This window comes from Pedobacter sp. CG_S7 (genome assembly GCF_040544395.1).
GTDB lineage: Bacteria > Bacteroidota > Bacteroidia > Sphingobacteriales > Sphingobacteriaceae > Pedobacter.
The window spans coordinates 253,157-275,041 of the sequence record NZ_JBEONS010000001.1; the positions used below are offsets into that span (position 1 = coordinate 253,157).

At 36.4% G+C, this 21,885-nt stretch carries 20 protein-coding genes; 7 read left to right on the forward strand and 13 right to left on the reverse strand.

The window, feature by feature from the left end; all coding sequences use genetic code 11:
• Positions 1-8 precede the first annotated feature (8 nt).
• From metI to AAKU52_RS01160, 3 genes are all read right to left on the reverse strand, one after another.
• Positions 9-665 carry a methionine ABC transporter permease MetI gene (gene metI, locus AAKU52_RS01150; RefSeq protein WP_354329326.1) on the reverse strand — a complete coding sequence of 219 codons (657 nt, stop codon included), beginning with the start codon at positions 663-665 and terminating at the stop codon, positions 9-11.
• Positions 658-1,407: a methionine ABC transporter ATP-binding protein gene (locus tag AAKU52_RS01155; protein WP_502931006.1), complete on the reverse strand. Its 750-nt coding sequence runs from the start codon at positions 1,405-1,407 to the stop codon at positions 658-660. The genes metI and AAKU52_RS01155 overlap by 8 nt, the downstream gene beginning before the upstream one ends.
• Positions 1,408-1,543: 136 nt before the next feature.
• On the reverse strand, positions 1,544-2,725 hold the full coding sequence (locus AAKU52_RS01160) for an MFS transporter (RefSeq protein ID WP_354329328.1): 1,182 nt from the start codon (positions 2,723-2,725) through the stop codon (positions 1,544-1,546).
• Between the two features lie 106 nt (positions 2,726-2,831).
• Between AAKU52_RS01160 and AAKU52_RS01165 the strand changes: the two genes are divergently transcribed.
• The 4 genes from AAKU52_RS01165 (at position 2,832) to nagB (ending at position 7,855) form a co-directional block, all read left to right on the forward strand.
• On the forward strand, positions 2,832-3,395 hold the full coding sequence (locus AAKU52_RS01165; RefSeq protein WP_354329330.1) for a cupin domain-containing protein: 564 nt from the start codon (positions 2,832-2,834) through the stop codon (positions 3,393-3,395).
• Between the two features lie 117 nt (positions 3,396-3,512).
• The gene (locus AAKU52_RS01170) at positions 3,513-4,643 is read left to right on the forward strand and encodes a substrate-binding domain-containing protein (RefSeq protein WP_354329332.1); all 1,131 of its coding nucleotides are present in this window, start codon (positions 3,513-3,515) and stop codon (positions 4,641-4,643) included.
• A 103-nt stretch (positions 4,644-4,746) separates the two neighbouring features.
• Positions 4,747-5,850 carry a phosphotransferase enzyme family protein gene (locus AAKU52_RS01175; RefSeq protein WP_354329334.1) on the forward strand — a complete coding sequence of 368 codons (1,104 nt, stop codon included), beginning with the start codon at positions 4,747-4,749 and terminating at the stop codon, positions 5,848-5,850.
• A gap of 85 nt (positions 5,851-5,935) precedes the next feature.
• Positions 5,936-7,855, forward strand: coding sequence for a glucosamine-6-phosphate deaminase (nagB, locus tag AAKU52_RS01180; RefSeq protein WP_354329336.1), 1,920 nt, complete (start codon positions 5,936-5,938; stop codon positions 7,853-7,855).
• 68 nt (positions 7,856-7,923) lie between these two features.
• Here nagB and AAKU52_RS01185 read toward each other — a convergent pair whose 3' ends face one another.
• Positions 7,924-8,688, reverse strand: coding sequence for an META domain-containing protein (locus AAKU52_RS01185; RefSeq protein ID WP_354329338.1), 765 nt, complete (start codon positions 8,686-8,688; stop codon positions 7,924-7,926).
• 236 nt (positions 8,689-8,924) lie between these two features.
• Here AAKU52_RS01185 and AAKU52_RS01190 point away from each other — a divergent pair, with 236 nt between their 5' ends.
• Positions 8,925-9,674: a ThuA domain-containing protein gene (locus AAKU52_RS01190; RefSeq protein WP_354329341.1), complete on the forward strand. Its 750-nt coding sequence runs from the start codon at positions 8,925-8,927 to the stop codon at positions 9,672-9,674.
• On the opposite strand, the gene AAKU52_RS01195 is transcribed toward AAKU52_RS01190, so the two are convergent.
• Entirely contained in the window at positions 9,675-10,409 is a 735-nt protein-coding gene (locus AAKU52_RS01195) for a cupin domain-containing protein (protein ID WP_354329344.1), read from the reverse strand.
• A 352-nt stretch (positions 10,410-10,761) separates the two neighbouring features.
• Here AAKU52_RS01195 and AAKU52_RS01200 point away from each other — a divergent pair, with 352 nt between their 5' ends.
• Positions 10,762-12,054: a PepSY-associated TM helix domain-containing protein gene (locus AAKU52_RS01200; RefSeq protein WP_354329346.1), complete on the forward strand. Its 1,293-nt coding sequence runs from the start codon at positions 10,762-10,764 to the stop codon at positions 12,052-12,054.
• 135 nt (positions 12,055-12,189) lie between these two features.
• Here AAKU52_RS01200 and AAKU52_RS01205 read toward each other — a convergent pair whose 3' ends face one another.
• A complete protein-coding gene (locus AAKU52_RS01205; RefSeq protein WP_354329348.1) occupies positions 12,190-12,765 on the reverse strand; it encodes a thymidine kinase in 576 nt (191 codons plus the stop codon).
• Between the two features lie 101 nt (positions 12,766-12,866).
• On the opposite strand from AAKU52_RS01205, the gene AAKU52_RS01210 reads away from it, so the two are divergent.
• Entirely contained in the window at positions 12,867-13,760 is an 894-nt protein-coding gene (locus AAKU52_RS01210; RefSeq protein ID WP_354329351.1) for a DUF8457 domain-containing protein, read from the forward strand.
• On the opposite strand, the gene rodA is transcribed toward AAKU52_RS01210, so the two are convergent.
• From rodA to purN, 7 genes are all read right to left on the reverse strand, one after another.
• The gene (gene rodA / locus AAKU52_RS01215) at positions 13,753-15,018 is read right to left on the reverse strand and encodes a rod shape-determining protein RodA (protein WP_354329353.1); all 1,266 of its coding nucleotides are present in this window, start codon (positions 15,016-15,018) and stop codon (positions 13,753-13,755) included. The genes AAKU52_RS01210 and rodA overlap by 8 nt on opposite strands.
• Complete coding sequence (gene mrdA / locus AAKU52_RS01220; RefSeq protein ID WP_354329355.1) at positions 15,015-17,042, reverse strand: penicillin-binding protein 2; 2,028 nt, start codon at positions 17,040-17,042, stop codon at positions 15,015-15,017. The genes rodA and mrdA overlap by 4 nt, the downstream gene beginning before the upstream one ends.
• Positions 17,042-17,557 carry a rod shape-determining protein MreD gene (locus tag AAKU52_RS01225; RefSeq protein WP_354329357.1) on the reverse strand — a complete coding sequence of 172 codons (516 nt, stop codon included), beginning with the start codon at positions 17,555-17,557 and terminating at the stop codon, positions 17,042-17,044. The genes mrdA and AAKU52_RS01225 overlap by 1 nt, the downstream gene beginning before the upstream one ends.
• The gene (gene mreC, locus AAKU52_RS01230; protein WP_354329359.1) at positions 17,550-18,386 is read right to left on the reverse strand and encodes a rod shape-determining protein MreC; all 837 of its coding nucleotides are present in this window, start codon (positions 18,384-18,386) and stop codon (positions 17,550-17,552) included. The genes AAKU52_RS01225 and mreC overlap by 8 nt, the downstream gene beginning before the upstream one ends.
• A gap of 69 nt (positions 18,387-18,455) precedes the next feature.
• Positions 18,456-19,478: a rod shape-determining protein gene (locus tag AAKU52_RS01235; protein WP_354329362.1), complete on the reverse strand. Its 1,023-nt coding sequence runs from the start codon at positions 19,476-19,478 to the stop codon at positions 18,456-18,458.
• Positions 19,479-19,565: 87 nt separating this feature from the next.
• Positions 19,566-21,092, reverse strand: a complete 1,527-nt coding sequence (gene purH / locus AAKU52_RS01240) for a bifunctional phosphoribosylaminoimidazolecarboxamide formyltransferase/IMP cyclohydrolase (RefSeq protein ID WP_354329364.1) — start codon at positions 21,090-21,092, stop codon at positions 19,566-19,568.
• Positions 21,093-21,164: 72 nt separating this feature from the next.
• Complete coding sequence (gene purN, locus AAKU52_RS01245; RefSeq protein ID WP_354329366.1) at positions 21,165-21,743, reverse strand: phosphoribosylglycinamide formyltransferase; 579 nt, start codon at positions 21,741-21,743, stop codon at positions 21,165-21,167.
• Positions 21,744-21,885 lie beyond the last annotated feature (142 nt).

Sequence of the window (21,885 nt, forward strand, 5' to 3'; positions counted from 1 at the left end):
GATTTATTTTATTTTCTGTGATCTACACGTTTGGCAAAAAAATCTCCTGTAAATTGGATGATAAAAACTAAGGCAACCAACGAAAGCAGAACCGTATTCATTACAGTCACATCATAACCAACATAGCCATACTGGTAACCAATTTGTCCCAATCCACCAGCGCCAACAGCTCCACCCATTGCAGAATAGCCAACTAATGTTATCAAGGTAATTGATGCCGTATTTATTAATGAAGGCAAGGCTTCCGGCAGGAGTACTTTCCAAATAATTTGGAATGGTTTAGCACCCATTGCTCTCGCAGCTTCAATTAAACCTGGTGGAACTTCTAATAAACTGTTTTCAACCATACGCGCAATGAAGGGTGCAGCACCGATACTTAATGGCACTAAAGCGGCTTCTACTCCAATTGAGGTGCCGACAACCATACGAGTAAATGGAATCATCCAAACTATTAAGATAATGAATGGTATCGACCTAAATATATTTACAAATACGGCCAGCGTATAATGTGAAATTTTATGTTCTAAAACCTGGCCTTTTCTTGTCATAAATAAAAGTACCCCTGCTGGAAGGCCTATTATAAACCCAAAAAGACCTGACGCTAAAGTCATAAATATAGTTTCTCCTGCTCCTTTGAGTAGCATCAGAATCATCGCATCAGACATAATAATTAATTGAAGAGGTGATGAAATCTTTTGCTAATTCCGTTTTAGGGTTTGTAAAAACCTCGCTAACAGTTCCTTGTTCAATAAGTTTGCCCTCACTTATAATGGCTACTTCATCGCAGATTCGTTTTACCACATTCATTTCATGTGTAATTAATAATATGGTGATGTTCAAACGTTTATTAATATCCTTTAACAAGGTTAGTATGGACATTGTCGTTGCAGGATCCAGCGCACTGGTTGCCTCGTCGCAAAGTAATACTTTAGGATTTGTAGCTAAGGTTCGCGCAATTGCTACACGCTGTTTTTGTCCCCCCGATAAGCTGGAAGGATAGTCATTCACCTTGTCCTGCAACCCTACTAAATCCAATAATTCTAAAACTCTTCGTTTGATATCCACTTTAGAAGTTTGATCGAGCTGCAAAGGGAAAGCTATATTTTCAAAGACTGTTTTTGAAGAAAGGAGGTTGAAATGCTGAAAAATCATTCCTATCTGTCTTCTTTCTTTTGCGAGTTCGCGTGAGGTTAGCGTAAGTAAGTTAGTGCCATCAATAATTACCTCTCCGGATGTTGGGCGCTCAAGAAGATTTACACACCTAATTAAAGTGCTTTTACCGGCACCGGAAGAGCCAATAACACCAAATACTTTTCCTTTTGGCACATGTAAAGACACATCAGCTAAAGCAACTATACTTTTGTTTTTTTGAATAAACGTTTTAGTTACGTTTTTTAATTCTATCATTTATTTCGAATACTATTTATTCAGATAATCTTGCAAAGATAAATTAAATCTATCAAAAAGGTCGTTTTAACTTATCTTTGCAAAAAAATGAGTTAAAATACTAAGTCTAATCATTGATTTAAAGTGGTTTAGGGTCTTATTGATGCTTTATATTCACTTCATCAGTAAGGGTAAGAAAGTAAATGATCACTAATAAAGTCATTGTTCCTGTTGTTATAAATGCAGCATTGGCGCCAAATCTAAACCAAATTAGTCCTGTTAGAGAACTGGCTAACATTGTGCAAATACTTTGAAGTCCAGTATAGGTGCCAATTGCAGTTGCTGTATCTTTCTTGTCGGTAATATTTGAAATCCACGCTTTTGAAACTCCTTCAGTAGCTGCAGCATAAATGCCATAAAGAAAAAATAAGCCAAAGAAATAGGGAATACTTGTATAGAAAGACATTCCAAAATATACTGTTGCAAAAAACGTAAGGCCAATAATGAAAACTGTTTTTAGTCCTATTTTGTCGGCAATAATTCCGATAGGAAAAGCAAACAGTGCATAAATGAAGTTGTAAAAGATATAAATGGCAATGACCATTTTGTCATCCAGCCCCGCTTGGTTTGCTTTAAGTAAAAGGAAGACATCTGAGCTGTTGAATAAAGTAAAAATAAGCAATCCAATAACCACTTTTCGGTAGGCCTGTGGACTTGCGCTCCAATACTGTAGAAAGGAAAAAAAAGGTGTTGAAATCTTTTGATCAGGTTTCTTTGTTTTTTTGTCTTTTAAATAAAATGAAGCGAGCACAGCAAGCAGGCCAGGGACAAAAGCAATAAAAAAAAGCATCTTATAGTTTTGTGGGTAATAATACAAATACACTAATGCCAGTGCAGGGCCCAAAACAGCACCTAACGTATCCATAGAGCGGTGAAAGCCGAAAACTTTTGCTTTTGTTTCAGGCATGGCCTCATCTGAAAGTATGGCATCTCTTGCTCCCGTTCTTATTCCTTTTCCAAAACGGTCTATTGTCCTCGCAAAGAATATCCAAAGTGGATAAATAAAAATTGCCATCATAGGCTTTGATACAGCGCTAAGCGCATAACCTATTTGCACAAATGGAATGCGTTTGCCTGAAGTGTCCGATAGTTTGCCAAAATACCCTTTGCTAATTCCTGCCGTTGCTTCTGCAACCCCTTCAAGTATGCCAATAAGTATAATTGAAAAGCCTATTGACTTTAAATAAATGGGCATTATGGGATATAGCATTTCACTTGCTGTATCTGTCAGCAAACTTACTATTGATAAAATCCAAATTGTGGGGGTAATGTGTTTCAAATTCTATTAATTAAGTTGTAAAATTCGGTATAATTTATCCTGTCTTTTTCTTAAATTTAAGTAGAATCTTTCAGATGCTGAAATAGGATGAATTAATTTTTGTACGATGAAAAGAAATCAATTTATAGCTTCTTTTTTAACTATAGCAGCAGCGCCCTTCTTGCTATTATCTCAAAGACAAAAACCGATGCTGATAAATGCTAAAGGATTTATTGTGAAAGCTGGTGAAGGTAGAAAACATGGACATATTGTGTTAAAAGGTATTAATTCTAATATACTAGATATGAAGATATCAGGAAATGATACCAACGGAGACCTGGCTATGTTTGAACAAATATCACATACTCAAAGGAGAGGGGCACCTTTACATATTCACCATTTTCAGGACGAAGTTTTTTATGTTTTAGAAGGAGCTTATTACTTTCAAGTAGGTAAGGAAAAGTATAAATTAAATAGTGGTGACAGCATTTTTTTGCCACGTAAAGTTCCGCATTCCTGGGTTCAGGCTTCTGAAAAAGGGAAACTGAGTGTAATTTTTCAACCCGCGGGTAAAATGGAAAGTTTTTTCTTAGCTGTGGCAGCTTTAGATCATGATCCTACTGCTCAGGAAATAGATAAAATTTTTTCAGACCATGAAATGCAGGTTGTTGGACCGCCGCTACAGTTATGATGCGTTTACAAGTTGATTTTGAATGATTGAAATTAATTTGTCACTATTCTTTTATGTTCGTATCCTCAAATATTATGTAGTTTTATTGGCCAGTGGTTAAATGGTCATCATATTGATATGGCTTTTGCCTGCTTAGTTGTAATTTCACCGGTAGAGACGAATATTTTAATGAAAGATAAAACCATTACAATTAAAGATATTGCAATTAAAGCAATGGTATCAACAGGTACAGTAGATAGAGTGCTGCATAATAGGGGGCGTGTTTCTGCTACTGTGCAGGAAAAAGTGCTTAAGATTTTAAAAGAGATGGATTATGAGCCAAACTTAATTGCAAGAGCACTGAGTTCAAAAAAAACCTATCATATTGCCGCTTTAATACCCGATGAAGCTTATGATTCCTATTGGCATGCGCCAAAAGAGGGGATTCTAAAAGCAGAGAAAGACTTAAAACAATATGGACTGGTAGTTGATAAATACCTTTTTAATCCAAATAAAGTAGAATCTTTTGTAGAGAAAGCTCGTGAAGCTACAGCTAGCTCGCCTGATGGAATATTGTTATCGCCTATTTTTCAGCGGGAAGCTTTACCGTTTTTCAAACAATGGAAAGAAACGGCTATTCCTTTTGTTCTTATCAATACCGAAATAACAGCATGTGAGCCAATTAGTTATATTGGTCAGGATTCCTATAAAAGTGGTTACCTGGCAGGTAAGCTGGTTCAATATGGCCAACCAAACCCTTGCGCCATATTGATTGCACATTTTGATGAAGACCTATCAAATTCGGCCCATCTTGAAAAAAAAGAGCAAGGCTTTCGCAATTATTTTAGTCAAAATAACTTATTCCAGTATACGATTATAAAGGCCGAATTAAACAGCTCAAATTATGCTTCTTTTGTGAAACAATTGGATGAATTGTTTGAAAGTACGCCTGATTTGAAAAGTGTTTTTGTGTCAACATCTAAAGCCTATGAAATAGCTACTTATTTAAAACAAAGGCATATTCATCATATTAAAATAGTAGGGTATGACTTGGTGCTTAAAAACCTCCATTTTCTGGAAAATAATTTTATCAGTTTTTTGATTAATCAAAACCCTAAGGGCCAAGGTTATTGGGGTTTAAAAATGTTTGCCGATCATTTAATATTTAAAAAAGAAGTGCCCATTTTAAAATATCTTCCATTAGATGTGGTGACAAAAGAGAATGCCAACTATTTTATTGGTGATGATGTGGAAGAAAGAATTTTATAACGAATTAATTGAAAAGTGAAATATTATATATTAATATATTATTTGTGTGTGCGTGCACACGATTAATATATATATTTGTGTGTCAACTATTCTTCAATAGCTTATGTCTACAAACTTCAAATACGATATTACTGCTATAGTGAGTCAATTCTGCTTAGAAGGCAAGGTTAATGCTATAGAACCTTATATTTCCGGACATATCAATGATACATTTCTAGTGAAAAATGAAGATCCTTCATGTCCTGACTATTTATTACAGCGAATTAACAGCAATGTATTTAAGGACATTCCAGCAATGATCGCTAATATACAGCAGGTAACTTCTCATTTAAGGGAGAAATTAATGAATCAGCCTGGTTCGGATGCAACAAAAGAAGTGTTGTTACTGAATAAAACAAGGGAAGGGATGTATTACTATAAAGACAATTCTGGTAACTACTGGCGGATTTATAACTATATCAAAGATACTAATAGTTATAATATTGTAACTACCGAACAGCAGGCTTATCAAGGTGGTTTAGCATTTGGCCGTTTCCAGGCTTTACTTTCAGATCTCGACATCAATTTACTCACAGACACTATACCTGATTTTCATAACATTGAAAAAAGACTTGAAAGTTTTAGAAATGCACTTCTTTCAGATCCTAAAAACAGGGTTAAAGAAGTTACTGCTGAAATTGACTTTATAAATCAAAGAGCCAATAAAATGTGTGCCATTCTTCGCTTAGGTGAAGCAGGTAAATTGCCCAAAAGAATTACGCATAATGATACGAAATTCAATAATGTACTGTTAAATAAAAATGATGAAGCGCAGTGTGTTGTAGATCTGGATACAGTAATGGCTGGTTACGTTGCTTATGATTTTGGAGATGCAATACGTACTTCTGTAAATACAGCTGCTGAAGATGAAAAAGATTTAGACAAAATTGATGTTAACATACCCTTATTTGCTGCTTTTACTAAGGGGTATTTGGCTGAATCAAAAATATTTATAACGCCTGATGAAGTGAATTCTCTGTTTTTAGGGGCTCTTTTGCTGCCCTATATTCAAGCGGTTCGTTTTCTGACAGACTTTATTGAAGGTGATCATTATTTTAAAATAGATTTTCCAGAACATAATTTACAACGTACTAAGGCACAATTAAGGTTACTGCTGCGGTTAGAAGAAGATAGTGAAGAACTGCAAGCGATAATTATGGCTACATAATTATATTTTATTATGCTGTTTGGGTCCATAAAATCAAAAATTAAGTTTTATAATTGAATAAATAATAAGTTTAAAAAAATTTTACATGAAAAGATTAAATCTTCTGGAAGAAACAAGATTCGAAAAAGTACCTGTTCGTATTTATATAGATCAATATGTGGCTTCAACAGCGGTAGCTAAAAAAATAGCAGGTCTTATAAAAAAGAAACAACTAAATGGTGAAAATGCCATTTTAGGGCTGGCTACAGGTGCAACTCCAATTGATGTCTATGCAGAATTAGTAAGGTTGCATAAAGAAGAAGGACTTAGTTTTAGCAATGTCATCACGTTCAATCTGGATGAATATTACCCTATGCAGCCAAATGCAGAGCAGAGCTATGTCAAATTTATGAATCTTCATTTATTTAGCCATGTTGATATTAAACCTGAAAATATTAACATTCCAGACGGAACAATTCCTAAAGCAGATATTGCCGCTTTTTGCCTTGCTTATGAAAAGAAAATTAGTGCTTTAGGTGGATTAGATTTACAACTTTTAGGTATTGGCCGTACAGGTCACATCGGTTTTAATGAGCCAGGTTCTGCACCAAATTCAGGAACCCGGTTGGTAACTTTAGATGATTTAACCAGGATAGATGCTTCAAGAGATTTTGGTGGTAAGGCAAATGTTCCTGAAAAAGCAATAACCATGGGTATTGGTACTATTTTCAAAGCAAGGGAAATAATACTCATGGCATGGAATGAAAAGAAATCAGAAATCGTTAAAAAGGCTGTTGAAGGAGAGCTTTCTGCTGAAGTTCCAGCTACTTATTTGCAGTTATCAGATAATGTAGAGTTTGTTTTAGATCTGGATGCTGCTACTTCACTGACCAGGTTTAACACGCCTTGGCTGGTTAAAGATTGCTTATGGAATGAAAATTTAATCAAAAAAGCAGTGATATGGTTGTCTACAACTTTAAATAAGCCTATCTTAAAATTAACAGAAGAAGATTACAATACAAACGGGATGGCGCAGCTTGCCACGCAAGAAGGGCCTGTTTATGACATTAACATCCATGTTTTTAATAAAATACAACATACCATAACGGGTTGGCCGGGTGGTAAACCAGAAGCCGATGATAGTCAGCGTCCGGAACGAGCTTTGCCTGCTAAAAAGGCTTCCATTATTTTTTCTCCGCATCCTGATGATGATGTAATTTCTATGGGCGGTACCTTCATTAGGTTAGCCGATCATGGTCATGATGTTCATGTTGGCTACCAAACCTCTGGAAATACTGCTGTCTGGGATGATGAAGCTTTAAGGTATTTAGAATTCTCTATCGATTTAAACAAACAGTTGAAAATGGAGACTGCTTATTTGGATGAATTATATGCTGAAATGAGGACTTTCCTGAAAACGAAACAACCCAATCAGGCAGATACCATCGCATTAAGAAATATTAAGGGAACCATTAGAAAAGGAGAAGCAAGAGCAGGGGCAAGGTTTGCCGGATTGAAAGATGAAAATATCCATTTTATGGACTTACCATTTTATGATCGCAGCAAAACGCAAAAGAATGTCTCTTTTGAAGATGATATTGTGCAAACCATGGCGCTTTTAAATAAAGTAAAACCGCAGCAGGTTTTTGCTGCTGGTGATTTCGCCGATCCTCATGGTACGCATAAGGTGTGTTTTGACATTGTTTTGCAAGCTTTAAAACGTTTAAAAGAAACCGAAGAGTGGGTTAAAGACTGCTGGTTATGGTTATATCGTGGTGCATGGCATGAATTTGAAATCCATGAAATTGAAATGGCTGTTCCTTTATCTCCAAAAGAAGTAGAGAAAAAAAGGCTGGCAATTTTTAAACACCAATCACAAAAAGACAGACCTGTGTTTCCGGGTGAAGATGAGCGTGAGTTTTGGGTTAGAGCCGAACAAAGAACAAGTGAAACCGCAAGTCGATACAATCAGCTTGGTTTAGCAGAGTATGAAGCTATGGAAGCTTTTGTGAGGTTAAAGTTTTAACCTAACTTTCCTTAATTAATTAAAACAGCCATCTAAATATAATTACTTTATAAGATGGCTGTTTTTAGTTATTTCACTACATTAACTTTTTTGAAAGTAAGCATTTTCGCTCCCTTTCCGATATAGAGGACTCCTTCTACTATTTTATAAGGTTTTTTTTCGGCTGATAATGCTGCTAGAAATTCTGTTTCTACATCCAAAGCTGCACAAGCCATTTTTGTGCTCAAAAGGTTACCAAAAGTAATGGAGTCCTTTTCCAATTTAAAACTTCCAGAGTAGCGGTTGCATCCTGCGTAACCGAAAACTCTTTCCTCATTTAAATTTAATTCCATATTAGGCAGCCTATTTGACGTTTTTTTTAGGTCAATATTCTTGCTTCCTATGCTTTGTAATGTCCAAATGGTATTTAACTGATAAGTGCCAAGGTAATTTCCACAACCGTTAAAGGACTGCTCCTCTTTGTCCCCACTCTTTTTTAGATTGACCTGCACTTTAAAGTCATTATTTTTACCCGACATATTATCCACACACGGCTGGTTAAAAATTTGTACTGTTAATGCACCTTCAGGTGTAACTGAATAATAACGAGTTACATTTGCATCTGCTGCTTTTTCTCCTTTTACTGTCGGTACAATAAGCTCATACCCATCTATTGTTTTAAAGTGCATGCTAGCGTTGAAATCTATGTTTAAAGACCAGAAAGGTTCATTGCCCGTCGCAGAAAAGTTAATATTAGTCTTATCGGCGGGTGCACCTGTTGTTGTTTCTTGTTTTGTAATACTACAGGCAGTAAGGAGCATTGTTAACAATAGTAATGGTATAAATTGCTTCATGTTCATACCAAATTCAAGGCAAATGGCATGCCAGTTCAGACCTGGTACTGACCTCGTTGCGGTAAAGCGCAACGAGGTCCGAACCAGGTCCCTATAAAGGCCCTGTTTGTTGCGGCTTATTCTTAAATCAAAGTGTTGGTAATATTCTCCTGTATCTTTAAGATTAGTCGCTTTTCTCCAGTAATTAAACTATCTTGAATAAAATTTCATCAACCTATAACCAGATCCCTACTTAAATGAACAAAAGTGCTATAAAACTTAGCGGTTATTTTTTAATCTTCCTGCTTCTTTTCACCTTCAACAGCATCGCGCAGAAAAAAAACAAGATTCTCGTTTTCTATAAAACGAGTGGTTATCATCATAAGTCAATTGTAGAGGGCAAAATTGCTTTTCAACAGTTGGGTGTAAAGCATGATTTTGATGTTGATACCACTAATGATGCCAGCCATTTTAACAAAGAAAATTTAAAGCAATATGCTGCGGTTGTATTTTTAAATACCACAGGAGATGTATTTAATCCAGAACAACAAAATGCTCTTCAGGAATACATTCAATCCGGAAAAGGTTTTGTAGGTATTCATGCCGCTACAGATACGGAATATGATTGGCCTTGGTACGGAAATTTAGTTGGTGCTTATTTTTTAAGTCACCCTAAGATACAAGAAGCAACTTTAAATGTGCTCAATAATAAGACTAACTCTACCAGGCATTTACCAAAAGAATGGATATGGACAGACGAATGGTATAATTTTAAATGGATGACTAAGGAAAAGTTGAATGTATTGATTACCGTTGATGAGAATAGTTATGAGGCTGGACCAGGAAAAATGGGAGCAAAGCACCCTATTAGCTGGTACCATAATTTTGATGGCGGCAGGTCTTTCTATACCGAACTTGGCCATACCGCTGAAGCCTATTCCAATCCACTGTTTTTAAAGCATGTTTTAGGTGGTTTGCAATATGCGATGGGTTTAAAGAAAATGTAGCTATGAATTTGACATAGCCATGGTTAACAAGAAAATAGATTCCTGATTTGCAAATACACTATGCGGTATACCCGTATGTAAAGCAATCATTTGTGCAGCCCTTAATTCAACGGTTTGTATACTGGTGTGGAAGCTAATATGACCTTCCAATACCTGCACGGTAATAACTCCTGGGGCAGTATGTTGTTTCATCTCAGCTCCTTCATGCATTGCAATCAAAACAACACGCATTACATCTGTTTTAAAAATGGTGATGGCAGTACGGTCACTGGTTTTCCACGACTGTTCCTCTTTAATTTGTATTTTGAAGGCATTTAAATCCATGTTCAGTATCGGTGCATCCAAAGCACGGTCACCTTCTGGTCTTAACGGAGTAGCCTCATTAAATTTAGTTGATGAGGCTGCTTTATGTTCAGCGGCTTTAGTGGCAAGTGTTTTTTTGTACAATGTTTTGATAATTTCATCCGTATGCGCATCACTATAAATTCCGTAACCATTAACCAGAACGCCTTTTAAATTATGTTTAGCTGATGAAATTGCATATACGACGGCTTCATCTGCAGGATCTGACATGCCTTCAAAGCGGTAATGCTTATCTACTTCGAAATCATCGGGATGGATTTTTAAGCTGTTGCCTGAACAAATAATGCAATTGTCATCAAGATTAAAATCTACAGTGTATCCTTGCTCTTTCAATTGATTTAATACCTGCGAAACGGTTGTCATAGTATCCATAAGTCATTTATTTATTAATGTAATTTACACAATTTTAGTGTAATTCTTACTTCAATACTCGTTCCAAAGAATTTGTGGGTTTGAGCTAATCTTTACTTTCTGCACCTCGTAACTTTTAAGCAACTTTTATAATTTAGCTGATTTATAAATTTTGCTATACACAAAAGCGTTAGGAGATGCACTTTGCTAAAGATTATTTTAATAGATGTTTATTTATTCTAATTCTAAATAGTACTTTTGACGTAAGGGAAATTATATCTGTTATGCTTTTTGAATGGAAACTTACATAGTTATGACTACTGGTAAAACCATTAGAAGACTACAGGTTGTAAATAGCAATTAATATAAGGATATGATAACAAACACCACCAACTGGACTAAAACAAGAAAGTTTTTAAATGATATCCATTTATGGATTGGCCTTGCCAGTGGATTAATTGTTTTTGCAGTATGTTTAAGTGGAACTATTTATGTCTTTAACACTGAAATAAGGGAGGCGGCAACGCCAGAGCTTTTTAAAGTTATACCTGCTGCTGATGGTCGGAAAATTGCCGGTGCTCAATTGATCACTAGGGTAGAAGCGGCCAGTGGCGGAAAAGTGGTTAGTGTAAAAATTCCTGCAGATGCAGCTCGTTCCTGGCAATTGAATGTTAAAAAACCTGTTGAAAATGATGGGGCCAAAGGTGGCAGTGCCAGACCAACAGTATATTATGTAAATCCTTATAATGCAGCGATATTAGGAAATTCAGGTGAAATAAAATCAGGAACGGTTACTTTCATGACCTATATGTTTAGCTTGCACAGGTGGTTAATTTTAGATAAAATTGAGAAACCCATATTCGGGGAATTAGAAAATAGAAAATTAGGGAGTTATATAACGGGTACGGCAACAATCTTATTTACTATAGGGGTAATAACCGGAATGGTAATTTGGTTTCCTAGAAAAGTTAGGGCCTGGAAACAGGGTTTTAAGATAAAGTGGAGTAGTAATTGGAAACGTATTAACCATGACCTCCATAATTCTTTAGGTCTTTATGCATGTGTATTCTTGTTTATAATGGGTATTACTGGTCCGCAATGGTCTTTTGAGTGGTATAGAACGGGTTTAAAGAAAACTTTAGGTACTTATAAACCTGAAAAAGCAGCAAAACCAAAAGGTAAAAGTAGTTCAGAGAAATGGCCAGTCGCCGCAATTCCTTCAAGGGAACCTCAAAAAATTGATCTTGATGCTTATCAAGCAGCGGCTGCTAAAATATTTAATTTTAAAGGGGATGTTATGATTTCTTTACCAGCAGTTGCAGGAGAAGAAGTGAGTATAACTAAGTTTAAAGCTGGTTTTTTTGCTCCTGCTGCTGCCGATCGCTTAGCGCTGGAACAGTTTACTTATAAAGTTATTAGAGTGGAACGTTTTGCAGATATGCCTTTTAACGAGCGGGTTTCAGCCTCTATTAAAGCACTACATATGGGCGATGTTTATGGCATGTTTACAAAGATCATCTATTTCCTGGCATGTTTAATTGCCACCAGTTTGCCTGTTACTGGTACCTTGATCTGGATCAACAAAATGAAAAAGAATAAGCCAAAGAGTAAATTAGTATTGAATCAAAATATTAAGGTAGCTGAAACCACACTTCCTATAATTTAATAATTTATAAGAACTTAGGTTACTTATATTGTGTTTTCATTAGCCAGACACGAAAAAAGCTGTTGGTTTTTATAAGTTTTAGCGAGTGCTTTTTTGAAGTAGGATGATCTTAAAGCAGGCTTTTAATGATGAAAATTAATCCACTTGACTATAGCAAAACCTGCACCGGGGCTCATAACTCTCTTTTTCACCAAGCAATATTTTTGCATTATTGGTTACTTTACGATAAGAGTACATTGCCGGACTGCCGCAGCACACGCAAACAGCATTTACCTTAGTTACCAGTTCTGCAATGCACATTAATGCGGGCATGGGGCCAAAGGGTTTGCCAGTAAAATCCATGTCTAATCCTGCCACAATTACCCGAATGCCTTTATTAGCCAGTTTATTGCAAACTTCAGGCAGGTTTTCGTCAAAAAATTGTGCTTCATCAATACCTACCACCTGTGTAGCTGCGTGGAGAAACAATATGGCAGAAGAGTTGTCAACAGGGGTAGATTGAATAGAATTGAAGTCGTGTGATACGACTGCATTTTCATCATAGCGGATATCTGTTGTAGGCTTAAAAATTTCAACATTTAGTTTAGCTATTTCCGCACGTTTAATTCTTCTGATTAATTCTTCTGTTTTACCCGAGAACATTGAACCACATATCACTTCTATGCTACCACGGTAAATGCCCCTTTTGTAATTTTGTTCGCTGAATAACATCCTGTTTGTTGAAACTTTAGAGTCCGCTAATATCAGAATTTTGTAGTACTTTTGATAGTCAAGTTACCAACATAAAACACTCATTTTACCGTTATTAATCTATGATGAATCAAGAATATCTTTTTAAAAAAATCGGAAATATACTTACGGAACTTCAGGATCAGTATCAATATTTAGCTGAAAATCCTCAAAAAATCAATGAGTTAGAATTAGAGTTGTTTTTGTCTAATGCCAATTTTTTAACAGATCATATTCATATTGTCATTAAATCAAATAACTTGCATGAAGTGAAATCCATTGCTCCTGAAAAGATTTATAAACCTGAAAAAGAGCCTGCAACTTTGGGTATTTTGAACAATGGTCCTCAAAATCAAGAAAAATTTGAATTTGAGGAGAAGGAAGTTAATTCACTTTTTAACCGGCCATTAACTGCCGAGGAGCAACAAATTATTGCGCAGAAGCAAGCTGTTAAAAATGATGTAGAAACGATTAAAAAGGTTCATCAGGAGGAAGAGGTAGAGCCAGAGCCGTCTTTAGTGCCAGAACAACAGGAGTTTATAAAAGAAGAAACTTTAGCGGTTGAAATAGTGAAAGAGGAACCATTAGTAATAACACCAATTGCTGCTGTAGTGGTTAATGTTGAGCCTGCTCCTATAGAAAGTCCTGTTTCAGAAGTTGCTGAAAAATTAACATTAAATGAATTACTTGCTGGAAAAAAAACTGCTAATGGAAATACGGAAAGTACCAGGGTTGAAATTAAAGATTTAAAAAAGGCCATTAGTTTGAATGACAAGCTGATGTTTGTTAAAGATTTGTTTCATGGCTACAACCTTGCTTACGCGGAAGTAATCGAATTGCTTAACAAAATGCCTGATTTAAATACAGCTGATAAATTTCTACAGCAAAATTATGCGTTAAAGAACGACTGGAAATCTAAACAGGATACGGTAGATCGTTTTTATGATCTTTTAAACAGGCGCTTTCCGGTTAAATAAAGCCCATCCGGTTAGAGTCTAGTTTTAGAAAAATAAACAGGAGCACTGTAAAACTCCATAAGGAGGAACCCCCATAGCTAATAAAAGGCAATGGGATACCAATAACCGGCACGATACCTATGGTCATCCCGATATTGATGAACACGTGGAAAAAGATAATGCTAGCTACGCAATAGCCGTATACTCTGGAGAATTGTGATCGTTGCCGCTCAGCTAAATTGATAACCCTTAGCATTAAAAATAAGTATAGCCCAATTAAAACAACGCAACCTGCAAAACCCCATTCTTCGCCTATGGTAGAGAAGATAAAGTCGGTGCTTTGCTCAGGTACATAACCGTATTTTGTTTGTGTACCTAATAAAAATCCCCTGCCTAATACTTGTCCGGAGCCAATAGCTATTTTAGATTGTATCACATTGTAACCTGCACCTTTTGGATCTGTTTTCAATCCTAGCATAATTTCTATCCTGCTGCGTTGGTGAGGCTCTAAAACCTTGGTATAGGTAAGCTTCACCAGAAACAGATAAGCAATGGCTATAACTGTGGCCATGGCTATAGAAATCATAATTTTCTGCTTTCTTTTGTTTAAGTAAATGCTACACCCTCCTACAATTAAAATTGCGGGTATAACGACATATAAAGGCAGAAGAAATACGGCGATGAAAAGCACAATCATTCCTAAAAATATCAAAAGAAAATAGCCCGATAAGCCTTCTCTGTACATTGGAAACATGAAGGCCAAAAAGACTAATGCAGAGCCTGCGTCGGGCTGCATCATGATGAAAAATAAAGGCAATGCCACAATCATGCCCGCAAATAAAATGGATTTGAAGTCTTTAAACTTAGGGTTAAAGGTGCTGATATACCGTGATAAGAGCAATGCTGTTCCAAATTTAGCTAATTCTGATGGCTGTAACCTGAAACTTCCTAAAGGTATCCAGGCCTGGTTACCTGCTATTTTTCGCCCAATTACCAGTACTGCAATTAACAGCAGTATGGTAACCCCATACACAATTGGGGAAAATACGCTGAAGAATTTAGCATCGAGCAGCAGAATAGAAAATCCTAAAATCAATGCTGATAAAATGAAAATGAATTGTTTACCATAGTTACTGCCAAAATCATATACATCAGATACGTCCGCATTGTAAACAGAAGCATAAATATTAACATAGCCAACGGTACATAAGGCCATATAAATTAGAATTGTAATCCAATCTACATTGAAAAAGAACCTGTTGGCTTGTTGATTTTTCATTTTGTACTACCTGTTTTTTTTAGTTTATTGGCTGTAATGCTTATTGTAGTGGGCAAATTGCTTTTCACTTCCACTGGCTTGCTAATTACTGGTGGTAAATTACTTTTTGTTGCTGGTAAGTTTTCCTTATCTGTGGGCTTTGTATTTTTGTTGAGTAGCGTATCTGTTGTTTTTGCAAGGACTTTTACTTTAGGTTTAGGAATTTCTGGTAACATATTTTGTTTTTTCATCCATTCCATTTGTGCTAATCGACCTGTAGAAACAGAATCGGTAAGGTATTTTTCAGTAAGGTAACTGGCAATTGGTGCTGCATAGGAAGAACCATAACCAGCATTCTCAACAATGACTGCTATAGCAATTTTTGGATTGTCTCTCGGAGCAAAGCCTATAAATACAGAGTGATTTTTGCCATGTGGATTTTGTACGGTTCCTGTTTTTCCACACATCATGATGTTGGGAATACGCGAAGCAAGGGCAGTTCCCCAAGGACTGTTTACCGCTTCCTGCATCCCATCAATTACAGGGTCAAAATGCCCTTGGTCTATACCTACATAGTTTTTATGAACATAATCTTTATTGATCATCTTCTTGTCGCCTATAGATTTGATAAGGTGTGGTTTAATGTAATAGCCTTTATTGGCAATGATGGCCATAATGTTAGCCATTTGTAGGGGCGTGGTATTTATTTCTCCTTGTCCGATACCAAGAGAAATAATAGTGGTATATCCCCAGTATTTACCATACCATTTCGTGTATTCTTCTGCAGTGAATAAGGTTCCTTTACGTTCAAAAGGCATGTCGATACCTAATTTTGATCCAAGGCCGAATTTACGAACCTTTTTTTGCCATTCATCATAGGCTACTTTCTGGCTCTTGTATTTTTTTTGAGTAAGCAGTCTTTCAAAAACATAACTGGCATAGGTGTTACAAGATCTGGCCAGCCCTCTGCGTAAACTGATGTTACCATCTACGTGTTCGCATTTTACTTTATGGTTACCCGCCCAGTACGCACCCGGACAGTAGAAGGTTGTTTCTGGATCTATTACGCCTTCTTGCAAACCAATTAAAGCATCTAAAGGTTTAAATGCTGATCCTGGTGAGTAGTATCCTGAAATTGGCCTGACCAGGAATGGCCGGTTGGCTTGGCCAAATATTTCCATGTAATTATTTCCTTGCTGGCGGCCTACCATCTTATTTGGGTCGTAACCTGGGCTACTCACAAATGCAAGTACTTCTCCTGTGGATGGCTCTATAGCCACGATACTCCCCACTTTATTTTGCATCAACTCTTCGCCGAGTCTTTGGATTTCCATATCCAGTGAAGAAACTACTTTTTCCCCTGAACGGGCTAAAGTGTCGAATTTACCCTCCAGGTAACTGCCCTGTGGAACATTTCGTGCGTCATAAAGCATATTGATTACGCCACGTTCGCCACGTAAAGCCTCATTGTATTGCCGCTCAACACCTGCTTTCCCAATATAATCACCTGGTCTGTAATAACCGTTGTTATTGTCTATGTCTTTTTGAGTAACTTCTTTTACATATCCAAAAAACTGACCAGCAATACTATCTGGATAATGGCGTACCGTTCTGCCCTGTACAAGAAATCCTTTAAAACTGCTAAGCTTTTCTTGCAATGCGGCATAGGTCTGTACAGAAAGTTGTTTCTCAAAGGCAGAGGGCTGGTACCTGGATTGTGCAACGGCTTTGTTAAAACGTTTTTTAAAACCAGGCATATCTATGCCTATAATGTTGCAGAGTACTAATGTGTCGAATGGTTTAACCTGATTTGGGATAACCATTAAATCATAAACCGGTTCATTTTGTACCAGTATTTTTCCTTTCCTATCATAAATTACTCCCCTTGCCGGGAAAGTATATATTTTGCGCAATACGTTGCTATTAGATAAAAGAAAGTATTTATCGCTAACTACCTGCATATAGAAAAGTTTGCCAACAAGGATGAGGCAAACCACAAGGAAAATTCCTTGTATGGTATATTTTCTACTAAACAGATTGTCCATTAGCGTAATCTCTTATTATAAAATAAAAATTCTATTAAAATGATGATAAAGAAAGTAAATATTCCGCCCATCAGGCATCTCATCAACGTATAAGAGAGTTCAGATATTTTAAATGCTTCTAAAACAAATACCACAAGATGATGGGAGAAAATACATAACAATGAATATAAGGAAAACCATTTGAAACCCATGTTTCCTAATCCAGGTTCAGGCTCGTCAAATCCATCACGGTTAACACTAATGGAGATAAACTGTATCCTTACAAAGACAAGTGTCACACAGGCTGAAGCATGAACGCCAAGGGTATCGTAAAAAGCATCCAGTGTTAAGCCGGTACCAAAAGCAATAAGGTAAAGCAAGATGTTTGGGATTCCAAAAGGGAGTAACAGCAGGAACAATACGTAAATGAACGGAGTGGCCAGGTCATAAAAACTCAAATTCCGTAACAGGATAATTTGAATAAAAAGTAGTATAAACCACCGCAGAATGTTGATTAATATTAATTTGCTATTCATTTGACAATTTAGATTCTAAAGATTTTTGCTCTTCAGCAAATTTATCTTTAATGACATAAACATACTGTAAGGTATTGAAATCATTAAATAGATTAATTTCAATGGTTAAGAAATTGTCGCCTGTTGTAATACCTGCATTGCTGATACTGCCAACAATAATTCCTGGTGGAAATGATCCAAAACCGGAGGTGATGACAGTGTCTTTTAAGTTAACTTTAAAATGATTTGGAATATCTTTGATATATGCTTTTCGGTAATCGAAGTTTCTTTCTCCCCATACTAAAGAGCCTAGCGCATTGTTCTTTTTAATGTTTACACTAATTTTTGTGTCTTTGTGCAACAAAGATTGAATGGTAGCGAGGTGTTCAGATACATCGCGTATAAAACCGACCACTCCTTTTTGTGGAGAGATAACTGCCATGCCGCTTTTTATACCATCAAGACTACCTTTATTGATGGTAATGATGTTGTTCCTTAAAGTGATTGAGTTTTTGATGACCCTCGCAGGCAGATAGGTGTATTGCTGATGTGTTAAAGTGTCTTTAACAATAGTGTTTTTAGCACTGTCAATATTCCTCATCCTCAGGAGTTGAGTATACAGTTGTGCATTTTCAAAAGCCAGGCTATCATTTACTTTACCCAGGTTAAGGTACTTTTTAAGTACATTAAGTTTCTCGTAAGTGTTACCAACAATTTCGTTGGTAGAGTTAAAGGTTACACTTCGCTGGTAGGCATTGTTTTTTACGGTGAGTACAATACCTGTTGTAAAGAAAATTATAAATAGGAAAAATGCGTTATATCTGTTAATAAAGATCCAAAGGTTACGCATAATTTCAGAGTTGTTGGGTTGCGCGGTAAGTTATAAGTTCTTTACTTATAACTTACAACAGAACTACCTTTATTGCATTAAGAATTTATAACCACCAATGTTTTTAAGTGCGATACCTGTGCCGCGTACCACGGCTCTAAGTGGATCTTCAGCAACGTGTACCGGAAGCTTAGTTTTAGCAGCCACACGTTTATCTAGTCCACGTAATAAAGCGCCACCACCAGTTAAATAAATCCCAGTTTGATAAATATCAGCAGAAAGTTCTGGAGGCGTAATCTCCAATGCTTTAAGAATTGCTTCTTCTATTTTAGAAATGGATTTGTCGAGGCAATGGGCAATTTCAGTATATGATACTGTAATTTGTTTAGGTACACCGGTCATTAAATCTCTTCCCTGAACGGCAAAGTCTGCGGGTGGATCTTGTAATTCTGGCAAAGCAGCACCAACTTCAATTTTGATTTTCTCTGCAGTACGGTCACCGATCATGATGTTGTGCTGGCGACGGATGTAGTTAACGATGTCAGAATCGAAATTATCTCCCGCAACGCGGATAGATTGATCACAAACAATACCAGATAAAGCGATAACAGCAATTTCAGTTGTACCACCACCTATGTCAATGATCATATTTCCCATAGGTTCTTCCACATCGATACCGATACCTACAGCAGCAGCCATTGGTTCGTGGATGAGGTAAACTTCTTTGGCTCCGGCAATTTCCGCTGAATCGCGAACTGCACGTTTTTCCACTTCAGTTATACCTGAAGGAATGCAAATTACCATTCTCAGGGAAGGAAACATCCATCCCTTACCACCATTGAGCATTTTGATCATTCCTTTGATCATTGCTTCGGCAGCATTAAAATCGGCAATCACGCCATCCTTTAAAGGTCTCACCGTACGAATGTTATCGTGGGTTTTACCTTCCATTTGCATGGCTTGTCGGCCAATTGCTATAATTTTATTTGTTTGTCTGTCAAATGCAACGATAGAAGGTTCATCAACAACCACTTTATCGTTATGTATAATCAGGGTGTTAGCGGTGCCTAAATCAATAGCGACCTCTTGTGTAAACCAGTTAAATAAACCCATTTATAGGAGAAAATTATGAATTAAAAATATCTATATAATATAGTAATGTAAAACTACATCTTTTTATTGTATTTAATGTTAAATATATTAGTGTTTAAAATGTCTGATGCCGGTTGTTACCATAGCAATTTCTTTCTCATTAGCCATGTTTATAGAATCAGCATCTTTGATTGATCCGCCGGGTTGTAAAACGGCTGTAATTCCTGCTTCTGCAGCAATTTCTACACAGTCAGGGAATGGAAAAAAAGCATCAGAAGCCATCACTGCGCCCTTTAAACTGAAGTTAAAAGCATCAGCTTTAACAATAGCTTGTTTCAGTGCATCAACTCTCGATGTTTGTCCGACGCCACTTGCAATTAGGGTGTTGTTTTTTGCGAAAACGATGGTGTTGGATTTTGTATGTTTTACAATTTTATTAGCGAAGTACAGGTCTTTTAATTCTTCCGCAGTAGCTGATTTTTCAGTTACACTGGTCATTTGTTCCGGGCCTTCGATAATTAAATCTTTATCTTGCTCAATTACGCCATTAAGTAAGGTTTTGAATTGTTTTTTAGACAAGTCGATTTCATTTCTTTTTAAAATAACACGGTTCTTTTTAGTCTTAAACAATTCAACTGCTTCAGCTTGGTAAGAGGGTGCAATTAATACTTCAAAAAATAGTTTATTAATTTCTGTTGCTGTTGCAAGGTCAATTTCTCCGTTAGCAATTAAGACCCCACCGAATGCAGAAACAGGATCACATGCTAAAGCATCATTCCATGCTTCAAGAATAGTTGTTCTAGAGGCAACACCACAAGCATTCGTGTGTTTTAAGATCACGAATGTAGGCTCGTCGAATTCTTCAATTAAGGAAACAGCAGCATCAACGTCAACCAGGTTATTATAAGAAAGTTCTTTGCCGTTTAATTTGGTGAACATTTCATCTAAATTACCATAGAATACACCTTGCTGGTGAGGGTTTTCACCATAACGAAGCGTTTGGGCTTGTTTAATACTTTGTTTAAATACCGTTAAAGGTTCGTCGTTATTGAAATAGTTGAAAATAGCAGTGTCATAATGAGAAGAAGTATGGAAAGCCTTTTTTGCATACGCTTTTCGTTGTTCCAAGTTGGTCTCCCCATTTTGAGCTTCAAGTTGTTGTTGTAAGTTACTGTAATCGTCATTAGAGGCTAAAATAACGACATCATTAAAGTTTTTAGCTGCTGCACGTATTAAGGAGATGCCGCCAATATCGATCTTTTCAATAATTTCTGCTTCAGAAGCTCCGGCTTTAACCGTTTCTTCGAAAGGATATAAATCAACAATTACCAAATCAATTTCAGGAATTTCATAAGCTTCGATTTGTTCTTTATCTTCACTTAAGTTTCTGCGGTTTAATATACCCCCGAAAACTTTAGGGTGTAAAGTTTTAACCCGGCCTCCTAAAATAGAAGGATAGCCCGTTAAAGTTTCTACAGCAGTAACAGGAAGATTTAAATCTTTTATAAATTGTTCAGTTCCACCTGTAGAGAATAATTGTACTCCTTGTGCTGCAAGAAGGCGAACTAAAGGCGCTAAACCGTCCTTGTAATACACTGAAATTAAAGCATTTTTGATCTTTATGGATTGGCTCATTAGAGTTAATTTTTGAGCCGCAAAAATAAGGTTTTTTATGCGATAAATTTTAACAGAAATAAATTAAAATACTTACTTTTTTATCTTCTTCAAAACACTTTCTACGATGCGTGGAAAATGTTGGTGTTCAAGCTGCTGACCTTTGAATTTAATCATTTCTAAATTGTCGCCTTTTTCAATCTTGTATCTGCCTTGGTAAATATACTCTCCGTCATCGTAATGTTCGTTAACAAAATGAATCGTAATTCCGCCTTCTGTTTCTCCTGAAGCCAGTACCGCGTTATGGACTTTATCACCATACATTCCTTTGCCACCAAATTTCGGTAATATGGCCGGATGAATGTTTATGATGCGGTTAGGGTAGGCTGCCAGTATATTTTTTGGAATCAGCCATAAAAAGCCCGCCAAAACGATAAAGTCGATGTCCATTTTTTTTAATAACCCAACAATCTCTTCGCTATTGTAAAATTCTTCCTTAGTAAAAATATGAGTAGGTATTTCATAATTGTCGGCGCGCTGTAAAACAAAGGCATCCGGATTGTTGCTGAGTACTAAAGCTATTTCAATTTCAGCACTTTCCGAAAAGTGCTCTATTAATTTCTGGGCGTTAGTGCCAGATCCTGAGGCAAGTATGGCAATACGTTTTTTCATTGGATTGTATTTCTTCGTTATTACTATTCCAAAATTAGTATTTTAAGAACTTAATAGTGTTTTTAATTCATGGAAAACTCGATTTTTGCTTCTTATCCGCCTGTTTTTCTACTTTATTACAGCAAATCCATATTCCTTTGCA

Bases quoted from the DNA above. Each gene is read 5' to 3' on its own strand.
- metI (WP_354329326.1), bottom strand. From the start codon at position 665: ATGTCTGATGCGATGATTCTGATGCTACTCAAAGGAGCAGGAGAAACT.
- AAKU52_RS01155 (WP_502931006.1), bottom strand. From the start codon at position 1,407: ATGATAGAATTAAAAAACGTAACTAAAACGTTTATTCAAAAAAACAAA.
- AAKU52_RS01165 (WP_354329330.1), top strand. From the start codon at position 2,832: ATGAAAAGAAATCAATTTATAGCTTCTTTTTTAACTATAGCAGCAGCG.
- AAKU52_RS01170 (WP_354329332.1), top strand. From the start codon at position 3,513: ATGGCTTTTGCCTGCTTAGTTGTAATTTCACCGGTAGAGACGAATATT.
- AAKU52_RS01175 (WP_354329334.1), top strand. From the start codon at position 4,747: ATGTCTACAAACTTCAAATACGATATTACTGCTATAGTGAGTCAATTC.
- nagB (WP_354329336.1), top strand. From the start codon at position 5,936: ATGAAAAGATTAAATCTTCTGGAAGAAACAAGATTCGAAAAAGTACCT.
- AAKU52_RS01185 (WP_354329338.1), bottom strand. From the start codon at position 8,688: ATGAAGCAATTTATACCATTACTATTGTTAACAATGCTCCTTACTGCC.
- AAKU52_RS01190 (WP_354329341.1), top strand. From the start codon at position 8,925: ATGAACAAAAGTGCTATAAAACTTAGCGGTTATTTTTTAATCTTCCTG.
- AAKU52_RS01195 (WP_354329344.1), bottom strand. From the start codon at position 10,409: ATGGATACTATGACAACCGTTTCGCAGGTATTAAATCAATTGAAAGAG.
- AAKU52_RS01200 (WP_354329346.1), top strand. From the start codon at position 10,762: ATGATAACAAACACCACCAACTGGACTAAAACAAGAAAGTTTTTAAAT.
- AAKU52_RS01205 (WP_354329348.1), bottom strand. From the start codon at position 12,765: ATGTTATTCAGCGAACAAAATTACAAAAGGGGCATTTACCGTGGTAGC.
- AAKU52_RS01210 (WP_354329351.1), top strand. From the start codon at position 12,867: ATGATGAATCAAGAATATCTTTTTAAAAAAATCGGAAATATACTTACG.
- rodA (WP_354329353.1), bottom strand. From the start codon at position 15,018: ATGAAAAATCAACAAGCCAACAGGTTCTTTTTCAATGTAGATTGGATT.
- mrdA (WP_354329355.1), bottom strand. From the start codon at position 17,042: ATGGACAATCTGTTTAGTAGAAAATATACCATACAAGGAATTTTCCTT.
- AAKU52_RS01225 (WP_354329357.1), bottom strand. From the start codon at position 17,557: ATGAATAGCAAATTAATATTAATCAACATTCTGCGGTGGTTTATACTA.
- mreC (WP_354329359.1), bottom strand. From the start codon at position 18,386: ATGCGTAACCTTTGGATCTTTATTAACAGATATAACGCATTTTTCCTA.
- AAKU52_RS01235 (WP_354329362.1), bottom strand. From the start codon at position 19,478: ATGGGTTTATTTAACTGGTTTACACAAGAGGTCGCTATTGATTTAGGC.
- purH (WP_354329364.1), bottom strand. From the start codon at position 21,092: ATGAGCCAATCCATAAAGATCAAAAATGCTTTAATTTCAGTGTATTAC.
- purN (WP_354329366.1), bottom strand. From the start codon at position 21,743: ATGAAAAAACGTATTGCCATACTTGCCTCAGGATCTGGCACTAACGCC.